10 protein-coding genes and 1 tRNA gene are annotated in these 13985 nt (G+C 71.8%); all 11 read right to left on the bottom strand.

What is annotated here, in order from left to right:
- Positions 1-143: 143 nt before the first annotated feature.
- Entirely contained in the window at positions 144-392 is a 249-nt protein-coding gene (locus IE134_RS04225; protein ID WP_097880593.1) for a hypothetical protein, read from the bottom strand.
- Entirely contained in the window at positions 392-742 is a 351-nt protein-coding gene (locus tag IE134_RS04230; RefSeq protein WP_098016874.1) for an ArsR/SmtB family transcription factor, read from the bottom strand. Before IE134_RS04230 ends, IE134_RS04225 begins: the two co-directional genes overlap by 1 nt.
- Positions 739-1251, bottom strand: a complete 513-nt coding sequence (locus IE134_RS04235; protein ID WP_189429618.1) for a 4'-phosphopantetheinyl transferase family protein — start codon at positions 1249-1251, stop codon at positions 739-741. Before IE134_RS04235 ends, IE134_RS04230 begins: the two co-directional genes overlap by 4 nt.
- Positions 1252-1378: 127 nt before the next feature.
- Positions 1379-1732, bottom strand: a complete 354-nt coding sequence (locus IE134_RS04240; RefSeq protein WP_189429620.1) for an ArsR/SmtB family transcription factor — start codon at positions 1730-1732, stop codon at positions 1379-1381.
- A gap of 145 nt (positions 1733-1877) precedes the next feature.
- Positions 1878-1954, bottom strand: a tRNA-Thr gene (locus IE134_RS04245).
- 108 nt (positions 1955-2062) lie between these two features.
- Positions 2063-3592, bottom strand: a complete 1530-nt coding sequence (locus IE134_RS04250; RefSeq protein ID WP_098893798.1) for an alpha/beta hydrolase — start codon at positions 3590-3592, stop codon at positions 2063-2065.
- 115 nt (positions 3593-3707) lie between these two features.
- A complete protein-coding gene (locus tag IE134_RS04255; protein ID WP_030718345.1) occupies positions 3708-4913 on the bottom strand; it encodes a DNA polymerase III subunit delta' in 1206 nt (401 codons plus the stop codon).
- Positions 4914-5079: 166 nt separating this feature from the next.
- Positions 5080-8373, bottom strand: coding sequence for a dTMP kinase (gene tmk / locus IE134_RS04260; protein WP_189429621.1), 3294 nt, complete (start codon positions 8371-8373; stop codon positions 5080-5082).
- A gap of 171 nt (positions 8374-8544) precedes the next feature.
- The gene (gene topA / locus IE134_RS04265; protein ID WP_189429622.1) at positions 8545-11463 is read right to left on the bottom strand and encodes a type I DNA topoisomerase; all 2919 of its coding nucleotides are present in this window, start codon (positions 11461-11463) and stop codon (positions 8545-8547) included.
- A 281-nt stretch (positions 11464-11744) separates the two neighbouring features.
- Positions 11745-11942 (bottom strand): hypothetical protein, encoded by a 198-nt coding sequence (locus tag IE134_RS04270; RefSeq protein ID WP_030718340.1) that lies wholly within the window; start codon positions 11940-11942, stop codon positions 11745-11747.
- A gap of 492 nt (positions 11943-12434) precedes the next feature.
- The gene (locus tag IE134_RS04275; RefSeq protein ID WP_126931080.1) at positions 12435-13970 is read right to left on the bottom strand and encodes a DUF7059 domain-containing protein; all 1536 of its coding nucleotides are present in this window, start codon (positions 13968-13970) and stop codon (positions 12435-12437) included.
- Positions 13971-13985: the final 15 nt, after the last annotated feature.

Consider the following 13985-nt stretch of genomic DNA (forward strand, 5'->3'; position numbering starts at 1 on the left):
AACTTGCCTTTGCGCAGCATGGGCTGCTCTCCTTAAGCGTGGAGGAGCGTATCCAGGGAAAACTCGCCCGCCGGCGAGGGACATGCCTTCCGAACACTGGGTCGCCGAGTTGCCGCTCGGCGACCCAGTCCTGCAACTGAGCGCTATTCGACTTCCTTGAGGATCCGCTCCAGCGACTCCATACGGTTCTGCATATCAGCGAGGTGACGCTCAGTCAGCTGCTGTGCGACGAGGGACTGTTCGGCCAGCTTGCGGTACTCCTCCTCACGGGCCAGCACCGCCTTGGCGCGCCAGCTCGCGCCGAGCTGGCGGATGATCACAGACACCACCACGGTGATCAGCGTGAACAGCCCGATGACGCCGAACACTTCCTGCCAGTCAGTCCCGCTCATCAGACAGTCCCCTTCTCGTCTCGCGCACGGGCCGTGCCGGCGCCGGTCATCTCCGGCACCACGGCCGCGATCGATTCAGGCGTCAGGTGGACCGCGAACGGCGTCACCTCGTAGAACTTCATGGCTTTCCCATCGGGTGAGATCTCCATCTGCGCAGACACAAGTCCCGCGGCCTCCAGCTTCTTCAAGTGGACCTGGAGAAGCGCGCGGCTGATCCCCATGTCCCGAGCCAACTGGCTCACGTACTTACGTCCGCCGGCAAGCACCGCTACCACCCGCAGACGGTGCGGATTGGCCAGCGTCGCCAGCGTCAACACCAGTTCGTCTCCGCTTGGCAGAGGCGTTTTCATAGCAGCACCCAGCACATGCAAAGAGAAGTTAGCAGGTACCAAGAACTGTTGTCACCTGCCTCCAGGCCCCGCATCCGTGCGCGCTCGTCCTCGGTCAGGGCCACGTCGGCGACGCCGACGGCGGAGTCGAGAGGCGCGTTGTCGACGCCGATCTTCGCCCCGGCCGTCACGGCGAGCAGCCAGTGCGGACCCGACCTGGAGAGACTGAAGTCGAGGAGGGCGCCGGGTGCTCGAGACGGGGGCGCCCCGTGCGCCGGATCCGTACAGCGGGCACGCCTGGCGGCCGAAGCGGACGGCGGCAGCCCCAGATAGTGATCTCCCAGGACACGCCGGACGGCCGCGCGCACTCCCGCGTAGTGTGCCGACCGGACTCCACCCGCCCGAAGAGCCCTGCCCAGCTCATCGTCGGCGAGTACGGCGAGGTCGGAGGGCGGCAGTTGGTCCCGCACCCGGCCGTGCCAGATGTGGACGGCTCCCGTCTCGCGGAGACCTCCATCAATCTCGGTCATTGCGGGGCTCCTCGCTCACGGGACGACGACGTCCACGGCGACTCTCGCGCCCCCGTCCACGCGCACCCCATGTCCATACGGACTACGCACGGGCGAGCGGCCACCGGCCACGCCCCCGCCGCCGTCATCACTCCCCGGAACAGCCCGCGGCCCTGTTCACGGACCCAGCCGCGCAGAAGGAGCCACTTGTGTCCACACCCGATCCCGTCTCGTCGACACTGTCGAGTCCGTCGGGATCAGCCAGGTTCAAGTGGAGCTTGAACAGGCTGAGTTCGAAGTACTTCAGTGAGGTCCCGTCCTCGCCCCGCTCCAGGGTGCCCACCACCGGACCGGCCTTTTCCAAGCGTTCCAGGTGCAGATGGAGGAGCGGTCGGGACATGCCCAGACGGCGTGCCAGTTCGCTGACGTAAACCCTGCCGTCAGCGAACTCGGCTATGACCCGCAGCCGCTGCGGATGGCTGATAGCAGCAAGCAGAGCCATTCGAACACCCTGCCATCACCTACCCACAGCCGTGCTCCTCGGATCCACAAGATCCACTGCTGAGCCGTCCGCACGCCGCACCTGACGGGAGAAGATCGCGGGACACAAAAAAACCAGGCCAGAAGGTGTCTGACCTGGTTCTTCGTGGAGCCGCCTTCGGGATTCGAACCCGAGACCTACGCATTACGAGTGCGTTGCTCTGGCCAACTGAGCTAAGGCGGCACGCCCTGTCGCACTATGGTGCGATCAGCAGCGGAGCCAAGTCTACACAGTTTCCGGGGATGCTCCGTACACGGCATCCCCGGAGGCGTTTGTCCTGGTCAGAGTGGGTCAGGTGCACTTCTTGCCGTCGGTGGGCGCGGTGCCCTCCAGGAGGTACGTGTTGATCGCCGTGTCGATGCAGTCGCTGCCCCGGCCGTACGCGGTGTGGCCGTCGCCCTCGTACGTGAGCAGGGTGCCGGAGGAGAGCTGCTCCGCGAGGGCCTCGGACCACTTGTACGGGGTGGCCGGGTCGCGAGTGGTGCCGACGACGACGATCGGGGCGGCGCCCTTCGCCTCGGTGCGGTGCGGGGTGCCGGTGGCCTTCGTCGGCCAGTACGCGCAGTTCAGGGAGGCCCAGGCGAAGCCGCGCCCGAAGACCGGGGAGGCCTTCTCGAAGTCCGGGACCGCCTTCTCGACCGCGTCGGGGCCGTCGAAGGCGGGCGGCAGGTCGAGGCAGTTCACGGCGGCGTTGGCGAACATCAGGTTCGCGTACTTCCCGCTCGGCTCGCGCTCGTAGTAGCTGTCGGCCAGCGAGAGGAGGCCGGAGCCGTCGCTGCGCTGCGCACCCTCCAGCGCCTCGCGGAGCTGCGGCCAGGCCGCCTCGTCGTACATCGCGGCGATCACCCCGGTGGTCGCCAGGGACTCGGTCAGCTCGCGGTCGTCGCCGGTCGGGATCGGGTTCGCGTCCAGGTCCTTGAAGAGCTGCTTGAGGGCGGTTGCCGCGTCGGCGGTGCTCGTGGTGCCGAGCGGGCAGTCCGGCTGCTTCACACAGTCGGCGGCGAAGGACTGGAAGGCCCCCTCGAAGCCCGCCGTCTGGTCCCGGTTCATGTCGATGGCCTTCAGGGACGGGTCCATCGCCCCGTCCAGGACGAGGCGCCCCGCCCGCTGCGGGAAGAGGTCCGCGTACGTGGCGCCCAGGAAGGTGCCGTACGACGCCCCGACGTAGTGCAGCTTCTCGTCGCCGAGCAGGGCGCGCAGAACGTCCATGTCGCGGGCCGTGTCGACGGTGGAGACGTACGGGAGGATCTCGCCGGACCGCTTCTCGCAGCCCGCCGCGAACTTCTCGAAGGCGGCGGTGAGCTTCCGGACCTCCGCGTCGTCGTCCGGGGTCTGGTCGACCTGGGTGTAGGTGTCCATCTCCTTCCCCGTGAGGCACTCGACGGGCTCGCTGCGGGCCACGCCCCGCGGATCGATGGCCACCATGTCGTAGCGGGCCCGCACCGGGGCGGGGTAGCCGAGTGCCGCGTACCCCTGGAGATAGCCGATCGCCGAGCCGCCGGGGCCGCCCGGGTTCACCAGCAGTGAACCGATCCGCTTGCCCGGGCCCGTGGCCTTCTTACGGGAGACGGCGAGCTCGATGTCCCCGTCGTCCGGCTTGTCGTAGTCCTTCGGCGCCTTCATCGTCGTGCACTCGAACCCCTCCACTCCGCAGTCGCGCCAGCTCAGCTTCTGCGTGTAGTACGACGACAGCCCCTCGGGGGCCGCGGTGCCGGTGGCCGAGGCAGTCGGCGACGAGCCGCTGCCGCTGCAGCCGGAGATGAGCAGGCCGGCAGTGCCGATCCCGATGGCGAAGGTGCGGAGCAGGCGCCTGGTATCCATTCAGGGAGCGTATCCGCCGGGTGACGAGTCGTACGATTCCCTGCTCATTCGGGTGAACAGGGTCCCGGCCCCGTAGCGAAATGGGGCCCCGCAGCTGAGCGGGCCCCGGGAGACCTCAGCCCGCGCGCAGCGCCATCGTCATCGCCTCCACCGCGAGCAGCGGCGCCACATTCCGGTCCATCGCCTCCCGGCAGGCGATCACCGACTCGATCCTGCGCAGGGTCTGCGCGGCCGTCGAGGACTCGGCGATCCGGTCGAGGGAGTCCTGCACATCGACATTGGCGATGGCCAGCTTCGAACCCAACTGGAGCGCCAGCACATCGCGGTAGAACCCGGTCAGTTCGGTCAGCGCCAGGTCCAGGCTGTCGCGCTGCGTACGCGTCTTGCGGCGCTTCTGCTTGTCCTCCAGCTCCTTCATCGCCCCCGCCGTACCGCGCGGCATCCGGCCGCCGGCCACCCCGCCGAGCGCCGCCTTGAGGTCCTCGGTCTCCTTCGCGTCGACCTCCTCCGCCTGCTGCTTGGCGTCGTCGGTCGCCGTGTCGATCAGCTCCTGGGCCGCCTTGAGGCAGCCGCCCACGTCGGCGACCCGCAGCGGAACCTTCAGCACCGCCGCCCGCCGCGCCCGCGCCCGCTCGTCCGTGGCGAGGCGGCGGGCCCGCCCGATGTGCCCCTGGGTGGCGCGCGCCGCGTTGTGCGCCCGCTCGGGGTCGATGCCGTCGCGGCGGATCAGGACATCGGCCACGGCCTCGACCGGCGGGGTGCTCAGGGTGAGGTGCCGGCAGCGGGAACGGATCGTGGGCAGCACGTCTTCGAGCGAGGGGGCGCACAGCATCCAGACCGTGCGCGGGGCGGGCTCCTCGACGGCCTTCAGCAGGACGTTGCCCGCGCCCTCGGTGAGGCGGTCGGCGTCCTCCATGACGATGACCTGCCACCGCCCGACCGCCGGGGAGAGCTGGGCGCGCCTGACCAGGTCCCGGGTCTCCTTCACACCGATGGAGAGCAGGTCCGTACGGATGACCTCGACGTCGGCGTGCGTACCGACCAGGCTCGTGTGGCAGCCGTCGCAGAAGCCGCAGCCGGGAGCCCCGCCCAGCGCCCGGTCCGGGCTCGTGCACTGGAGCGCGGCGGCGAACGCCCGCGCCGCGGTCGACCGGCCGGAACCGGGCGGTCCGGTGAACAGCCAGGCGTGCGTCATCTTCGAGCCCTGGTCCAGCGGCTTGCCGTCGGACACGGCGGTGACCAGCGCATCGGCGTCCCGGGCGGCAGCGGCGAGCTGTTCCCGCACCCGGTCCTGTCCGACCAGGTCGTCCCATACGGTCATGGGTCACCGCCCTTCCGGTGGTGTCGTGCACGGCCCGCGAACCGCGGTGCGTCGTCGCTCTCCATTGGTCGCTCTCCATTGTGGGGGACGCCACTGACAGCCCGGCCCGCCCGCCCCCGGAGGGACGGACGGGCCGGTACGTCACTGCGGCGCCGCGGCGGGCGCGTCAGCCGCGCGGGCGGCGTCCCCTGCCGCCGCGGCCCTCGTCGTCCTGGCCGCCGAGCAGTTCGTCCGCCAGGGTCGGCAGGTCGTCCAGCGGGGTCTCCTCCGCCCAGTCCGAGCGGGGGCGCTTGCGGGCCCGCTGCTGCCGGTCCGGGGCCGGGGCGTTCGGGTCCTCGACCTGCGGCAGTTCCCGGGTGCGCTCGTTCTCGTTCTCCGCGGGCGAGGGCGCCGGGCTCTCGTCCCGGAAGAAGCCCTGGGGCACCCGGTCGGACGGCTGGTCGTCCCGCACCGGCGGCAGCACAGCGGTCTCATCGGCGTCCCGGGCCTGCCGAGGACCCAAGGGTCCTGTCGATCCCGCCTGTCCCGCCGTCCCCGCCGACCGCTGGTCAGTGAAGCGCGGCAGCATCGCCGTCTCGTCGTCCCCGGAAGCCGAACCGGAACCCGAGGAACCGGACCCGGAGGAACCGGAACCCGAGCGACCGGAACCCGCGGAACCGGAACCCGAAGGACCGTCGTCCTCCGGTCGCGCCGTCGGCACCGGCTGCGTGATCTCGTTCGGGTTCACGATCGGCGTGGGGACCGTGATCTCGTTCTCCGGCACCGTCGGCCCCGATGCGCCCTCGGAGCGCGAGGACGTCTCCGTACGGGAATCCGTACGGGAACGCGACGCCCGCTCCGCCTCCGCTCGCTCGGCCTCGGCCCGCGCCGCCTCCGTACGGACGGCCGCCTCGGCCTCCGCCCGGCGGCGGGCCTCCTCGGCGCGCAGGAGGGCCTCTTCGGCCTTGCGCTGCTTCTCCAGCCGCTGCGCCTCGGCCTCCTGGCGCTGCCGGGCCTCCTCCTCGGCCTTCAGCCGCAGCCGCTCCTGCTCGGCCTCGCGGACCCGCTCCTCGGCCTCCAGCCGGAGCCGGTCCTCCTCGGCGCGGCGGCGGGCCTCCTCGGCGCGCTGCCGGGCCTCCTCCGCCTGGCGTTCGGCCTCGCGGCGGCGGGCCTCCTCCAGCTCGCGCTGCTTGCGCTCCTCCTCCTCGGCGCGCAGCCGGGCGAGCTGCTCCTGGCGCTCCTTCTCCAGGCGCTCCTCCTCGGCCTTGCGGGCGGCCTCTTCCTCCGCCTTGCGCCGCGCCTCCTCCTCGGCCTTGCGCCGGGCCTCCTCGATGGCCTCGATCTCGGCCTCGGAGAGCGGAAGGAGCCGGTCGAGCCGGTGGCGTACGACCGTGGTGATCGACTCCGGCTCCTGGCCGGCGTCCACCACCAGATAGCGGGCCGGGTCGGCCGCGGCCAGGGTCAGGAACCCGGACCGTACCCGCTCGTGGAACTCCGCCGGCTCCGACTCCAGCCGGTCCGGCGCCTCCGTGAACCGCTCCCGGGCGGTCGCCGGGTCGACGTCCAGCAGCACCGTCAGATGCGGTACGAGGCCGCTCGTCGCCCACCGCGAGATCCGGGCGATCTCGGTCGGGGCCAGGTCCCGGCCCGCGCCCTGGTAGGCCACGGACGAGTCGATGTAGCGGTCGGAGATGACGATCGCGCCGCGCTCCAGCGCCGGGCGGACGACGGAGTCGACGTGCTCGGCGCGGTCGGCGGCGTACAGCAGGGCCTCGGCCCGGTTGGAGAGACCGGCGGAGGACACGTCGAGCAGGATCGAGCGCAGCCGCTTGCCGATGGGGGTGGCCCCGGGCTCGCGGGTGACGACGACCTCGTGGCCCTTGGACCGGATCCAGTCGGCGAGCGCCTCGACCTGGGTGGACTTGCCCGCTCCGTCACCGCCCTCCAGGGCGAGGAAGAAGCCGGTGGCCGAGGGCGCGACGGCCGGTTCGTCGCCGCGCAGCGCCTCGCGCAGGTCCCGGCGCAGCGGCACGCCCGCCCGGTCGTCCGTCCTGGCGAGGACGAAGGCGGCGACGGGCAGCAGCAGCGCGCCGAGCAGCATCAGGGTGAAGGCGGCCCCGCCGTGGGCGAAGACGAAGTCACCGGCGACCAGCCGGTGCCGGCCGATCGCGGCGGCCAGCAGCGGTCCCGCGACCGCGCCGAGCGCGACGAGCACCCGGACGACGGCCTGGAGGTGCTCGGTGGTCCGGGCCTGCCGGAACGCCTCGGTCTCCTGGTCGATCAGGGTGTGCCCGGTGTTCGCGGCGACCCCGGCGGCGTAACCGGCGAGCAGGGCGATGGCGATCCCGGTCGCGGTGTCCGGCACCAGGCCGAGTGCGAGGAGCGCGAGACCGGTGACCATGACGGCCAGCACCAGCAGACGGCGGCGCGACAGGGTCGGCAGGACGTGGCGTGCCGTACGGATGCCGAGGGCGGTGCCGCCGGTCAGTCCGAGGATCAGCAGCGCGAAGGTGGCAGGCCCGCCGCCCAGGTCGTAGGCGTGCAGGACGGTGACGGCCGCCGCGGCGGCGACGGCGCCGGCGACGGAGGCGCAGACCGCGACCAGCAGGGGGACGGCGCCGGTTCGGCCCTTGTCGGGGCCGGTGCCGGTGCCGGGGCGGCGCAGGCCCTCCAGCGGGGAGCGCGGCCGGGGCGTCCGGTCGGCGGGGAACTGTAGGAAGTACAGGGTGGAGATGGAGGCGGAGAAGAGCCCCGCCGCGACATAGGACCCCAGGGCCGCCTGGTGGAAGGAGAACCACTCCAGGCCCGAGCCGAGGAGGTTGCCGACCAGCGTCGCGGCCAGCAGGACCACCGCGGCGGCGGGCACGGCGAGGAAGTTCGTCCGCAGCGACAGCCGGCGCAGGGCGTCGAGGTGGTCGGGCAGGGGGCGTACGGCCGCGCCTTCGAGGGGCGGGCCGGGCAGCAGCGCCGGGGCGGCGCTGTCCTTGGCCACGGCCCACAGGCGCTCACCGGCACCGGCCACGAAGACGGTGATGAGGATCATCATGAGCGCCTTGTCGGGCGTCCAGTCGATCCACAGCGGGGCGACGACCAGGAGCGCCAGGCGCAGCCCGTCCACCCCGATCATCAGCCATCGCCGGTCCAGCTTTCCGCCGGGCCCCGTGAGGGACGTCAGGGGTCCCAGGAGTACGGCTCCGAAGAACAGGGTGGAAAGGATCCGGGCACCGAAGACGGCGGCGACGGCGAAGGCCGCCCCGCGGTATCCGGTGCCGAATGAGCCCTCAAGGACCGCCGCTTGCAGCGACAGCAGCACCAGCACGAGAAGGGCGAGTGCATCGCCGATACCGCCGACGAGCTGGGCGCTCCACAACCGCTTCAGCGGAGGAATACGCAACAGTGCCCGTACGGCGCGCTCGCGTGAGTCTGCGGCAAGTGTGTCGGAGGTGGGGCTCACGACCGTTGGCTGCTCGGCTCGCGTCATCCGCCCAGCCTATCGGCAGCGGTGCGGTGACTGTCGGCCCGTCCGAACATATGGACGCAGACAGTTTCCGGCCAGGCCCTGACCGGCCCCTGACGCACCGCCGCCCGGCGCCGGGATCACGCAGATCCAGGGCGCCGGGCGGCGGTGTGCGATGCGGACGGGATACGGAGGTCAGTCGTCCGACGGGGCGGAGGACGATGCCGTCTTCTTGGCGGCGGTCTTCGTGGCGGCGGTCTTCGTGGCGGCGGTCTTCGTGGCGGCGGTCTTCGTGGCCGTCGCCTTCTTGGCCGTCGTCGTCTTCTTCGCCGCGGTCTTCTTGGCGGCCGTGGTCTTGGTGGCCGTCGTCTTCTTCGCTGCCGTCTTCTTGGCCGTCGCCTTCTTCGCGGGGGCCTTCTTGGCCGTCTTCTTCTTGGCCGGCCCCTTGGCGCGCTTCTCGGCGAGCAGCTCGTAGCCGCGCTCCGGCGTGATCTCCTCGACGCTGTCGCCGGTCCGCAGGGTGGCGTTGGTCTCGCCGTCGGTGACGTACGCGCCGAAGCGGCCGTCCTTGACCACGACCGGCGCACCGCTCACCGGGTCGGTGCCCAGCTCCTTCAGCGGTGGCTTGGCGGCGGCCCGGCCGCGCTGCTTGGGCTGGGCGTAGATCGCGAGGGCCTCTTCGAGCGTGATGTCGAAGAGCTGGTCCTCGGAGGTCAGCGACCGGGAGTCGGTGCCCTTCTTCAGATACGGGCCGTACCGGCCGTTCTGCGCGGTGATCTCGACGCCCTCGGCGTCCTCGCCGACGACGCGCGGCAGCGACATCAGCTTGAGGGCGTCGGCGAGGGTGACCGTGTCCAGGGACATGGTCTTGAAGAGGGAGGCGGTCCGCGGCTTCACCGCGTTCTTGCCGGTCTTCGGCGTCCCCTCGGGCAGCACCTCGGTGACGTACGGGCCGTAGCGCCCGTCCTTGGCGATGATCTGGTTGCCGGTCACCGGGTCGGCGCCCAGCTCGAAGTCACCACTGGGCTTGGCCAGCAGCTCCTCGGCCAGCTCGACGGTCAGCTCGTCGGGGGCCAGGTCGTCGGGCACGTCGGCGCGCTGGTGGCCCTCGGCGTCCTTCTCGCCCCGCTCGATGTACGGGCCGTAGCGGCCGACGCGGAGCTTGATGTCGTTGCCGACGGGGAAGGAGGAGATCTCCCGGGCGTCGATCGCGCCGAGGTCGGTGACCAGTTCCTTCAGACCGCCGAGGTGGTCGCCGTCGCCGTTGCCGGCGTCGGAGGCCGCACCGGCGCCGGAGGCGTCGTCACCGGACTGCGCGCCGAAGTAGAAGCGCTTCAGCCACGGCACGGACTTGGCCTCGCCCCGCGCGATGCGGTCGAGGTCGTCCTCCATCCGGGCGGTGAAGTCGTAGTCGACGAGTCGGCCGAAGTGCTTCTCCAGCAGGTTGACCACGGCGAAGGACAGGAAGGACGGGACGAGCGCGGTGCCCTTCTTGAAGACGTAACCGCGATCCAGGATCGTCCCGATGATCGAGGCGTACGTGGAGGGGCGGCCGATCTCGCGCTCCTCCAGTTCCTTGACCAGCGAGGCCTCGGTGTAGCGGGCCGGGGGCTTGGTGGCGTGCCCGTCGACCGTGATCTCGTCGGCGGTCAGCGCGTCGCCCTCGGCGACCTGCGGCAGCCGGCGCTCGCGGTCGTCCAGCTCGGCGTTCGGGTCGTCGGCGCCCTCGACGTACGCCTTCATGAAGCCGTGGAAGGTGATCGTCTTGCCGGACGCGGAGAACTCGGCGTCCCGGCCGTCGCTCGCCCGGCCGCCGATCTTGACGGTGACCGAGTTACCGGTCGCGTCCTTCATCTGGGAGGCGACGGTCCGCTTCCAGATCAGCTCGTAGAGCCGGAACTGGTCGCCGGTGAGCCCGGTCTCGGCGGGGGTGCGGAAGCGGTCGCCGGAGGGGCGGATCGCCTCGTGCGCCTCCTGCGCGTTCTTGACCTTGCCCGCGTACGTACGCGGCTTCTCGGGGAGGTAGTTCGCCCCGTACAACTGCGTGACCTGGGCCCGGGCCGCGGACACCGCGGTGTCCGAGAGGGTCGTGGAGTCCGTACGCATATAGGTGATGAAGCCGTTCTCGTACAGCTTCTGCGCCACCTGCATGGTCGCCTTCGCGCCGAAGCCCAGCTTGCGGCTCGCCTCCTGCTGGAGGGTCGTGGTCCGGAAGGGGGCGTACGGGGAGCGGCGGTACGGCTTCGACTCGACGGACCGGACCGTGAAGGAGGAGTCGGCGAGCGCGGCGGCGAGCGCGCGGGCGTTCGTCTCGTCCAGGTGCAGGGTCTGGGCGGAGCCGGCCTTGAGCTGCCCGTCGGGGCCGAAGTCGCGGCCCTGGGCGATGCGGCGGCCGTCGACCGCGCTGAGGCGGGCGGTGAGGTTCGAGGGGTCGGAGGCGTCACCGGTGCGGCCGGTGGCGAACTTTCCGGTGAGGTCCCAGTACTCGGCGGAGCGGAAGGCGATGCGCTCGCGCTCCCGCTCGACGACGAGGCGGGTGGCCACGGACTGGACGCGGCCCGCCGAGAGCTTCGGCATGACCTTCTTCCACAGGACCGGCGAGACCTCGTAGCCGTAGAGGCGGTCGAGGATGCGGCGGGTCTCCTGGGCGTCGACCATGCGCTGGTTGAGCTCGCGGGGGTTGGCGACGGCGGCCCGGATCGCGTCCTTGGTGATCTCGTGGAAGACCATCCGGTGGACCGGGACCTTGGGCCGCAGGACTTCCTGGAGGTGCCACGCGATGGCTTCGCCCTCGCGGTCCTCATCGGTGGCGAGGAAGAGTTCGTCGGACTCGGCCAGCAGCTGCTTGAGCTTCCTGACCTGGGCCTTCTTGTCCGCGTTGACGACGTAGATGGGCTGGAAGTCGTGCTCGACGTCCACGCCGAGGCGGCGCACCTCGCCGGTGTACTCGTCCGGGACCTCGGCCGCGCCGTTCGGGAGGTCGCGGATGTGCCCGACGCTCGCCTCGACGACGTATCCGGGGCCGAGATAGCCCTTGATCGTCTTCGCCTTGGCAGGCGACTCGACGATGACGAGTCGGCGGCCGCCCTGTGCGGTCTCGCTGGTCGGGGACAACTTCGCTCTTCTCTCCGGTCGACACTCGGTGGGCATCCGGGCGGCGTCATGACGCTGCCCGCGGTGCTGTCGCTGCGGAGTGTGACGGTACAACCCGCCCCCGTGTCAAACGGCAAAAGCCCGCAACGGCCACTCGAACGGTAACCCGACTTCCGCCATTCCTGCCGCCCGGACCGCCGGGTCCGCGCCACGCGGGGCCTCGGCCTGCGGCTTTTCGGAGACGGTCGCGGCGTCCGCCCGAAGACCGGTCGACCCGGGCGCCGCCCGGCCGGGGGCGGGGATCAGACGTGCGTGAAGACCCACACACCGAGGCCGAGGAAAACTACGCCGAAGAGCGTCGTGAGTGCGGTGGAGGCGACAGGGCTCACACCGTGCGCCACCGGCGCGCGGTGCAGGGCTCGCGCCCCTGTCCAGATCAGGAGGGCGGCGCCGAACAGTGCCAGGGCCGAACCGGCGAAGACTGCGGTGGCGCTCTCCATGTCGTACCCCTAGACCGTCGTGTGACCCGTCGCACGACTCGTCGGGGAGCCGCCCGGGGCGGGCCGGCCCGGCCCGTCGGAGCCGGACCTCGGCGGCCCGGCACGGGGAGGCTGTCACCCCGGGGCATCGCCCACACGAACCCCGGGTGAACAGCACTCCCCCGCCGACGGGCGGAACTCCTTCGGCGGTACGGGCCGGGGTGGGGCAGGGGCCCGGAGCACCCGTGACCGGAATCCGCGGGCCGGGCGCGCCGCGGGCGGGACGTGGGCACGAACGCGCTGGTTAATAAGGACAGCGCGCCCGGGACGACGATCGCGACCGGCCGGTACCGGAAGGCCCCGGGACCGGGAGGCCGCGGATACCGGAAGGCGCCCGGGCCGCGCTCGGGGCGGCGGCCGTCCGGGCGGCCGGGCACCCGGCATCGAGGTGTCCGGGCAGAAAGCACCTGGGTGTCCGGTCCGACCAACACCCGGCCCCCCGGCGCGTCCGGCTCACTCCCCCCGCGCCACGACCCCGGACGTCGGCTCCAGGAAGCCCTCCTCGACCAGCAGCCGGATCGCCTGCGGTGTCCGGTCGCGCAGGAGCACCGGGTCCTCCGCCATCAACTGCGCGATCGCGTCCAGGATCCGCCCGGCGGGCAGCGACCCGTCGCACACACCGGCGAACCCGGCGGCCACCGCATCGACCTTGGTCGCCCGCATCATGCCCCGGTGCTGACGCAGCACCACATGCTCGGGGTCCTCCGCGCCCGGCAGGCCGACCTGCTCCTGCACGACCTCGGCGGCGAGGGAGAAGTGCCCGGCGAGCAGCGCCGCGTCGTCCTGGTCGCGGAGGTAGTCCTGGCGGGCGAAGTGCTCCTCCACCGCCCGGCCCAGCGGCTGCTGCACCGCGTGCGGCCACTCCTCGACGACGATCGACGCGTTCCCGGCCGCCGCGGCGGAGGACTTGCGCAGGGTGATCCAGCCGAAGCCGACGGACGTGGTGCCCCGGGCCTCGAACTCGTCGAGCCACGCCTCGTACCGCTCGTCGTACTCGGCGGGGTCGCTGCGGTGGTCACCGCTGTCCCGCAGCCACAGCTCGGCGTATTGCGTGACGTCCTGGACCTCACGCTGGACGATCCAGGCGTCGCAGCCGTACGGCACCCAGGAGCGCAGCCGGTCCTGCCACTCCTCGCCCTCCACGTGCTGCCAGTTGGCGAGGAACTGGGCGTAGCCCCCTTCGTTCAGATGGTCGCCCGCCTGCTGCACCAGCGTGCGGCACAGGTCGTCGCCGCCCATGCCGCCGTCCCGGTAGGTGAGGCGGGCGCCGGGCGAGATGACGAAGGGCGGGTTGGAGACGATCAGGTCGAACGTGTCGGAGCCCACCGGCTCGAAGAGGGACCCCTCGCGCAGGTCGGCGGGGGCTGCGCCGGACAGGGCGAGGGTGAGCCGGGTGAACTCCAGGGCACGGGGGTTGAGGTCCGTGGCGGTGACCCGGGTCGCGTGCTGGGCGGCGTGCAGCGCCTGGATGCCGGAGCCCGTACCGAGGTCGAGCGCCGAGGCGACCGGCGTCCGCACGGTGATCCCGGCGAGGGTGGTGGAGGCTCCGCCGACGCCGAGGACGACGCCCTCCTCGCGCGAGCCGATCCCGCCCGCGCCGCCGACCGCGCATCCGAGGTCGGACACGATGAACCAGTCCTCGCTGTCCGGCCCCCCGTACGGCCGTACGTCGACGCACGCGCGGACCTCCCCGTCCGCACCGCCCTCGCGGGTCACCCAGCCGTCCGCGACGCACTCGTCCAGCGGAAGGGCGGCACGGGCCCGCTCCTCGGCGACGGGGCGCTGCAGAAGGAACAGCCGCACCAGCGTGTCGAGCGGAGTGTCGCCCCGGGTGGCCCGCAGGGCGGGGACGGTCTCGCTGCGCGCGAGGGCGGCGTAGGCGGGCGCGCCGAGGCGTTCGAGGAGCCCGTCCGCGGTGAAGTCCGCGGCGAGCAGGGCCTCACGGAGGGCGGCGGCGTGGTCGGGTGCGGGAAGGCTGCTCTTACTCACCCTCCCATTGTGTCC

Source organism: Streptomyces rubiginosohelvolus, from assembly GCF_014649875.1.
GTDB classification, from domain to species: Bacteria; Actinomycetota; Actinomycetes; order Streptomycetales; family Streptomycetaceae; genus Streptomyces; species Streptomyces rubiginosohelvolus.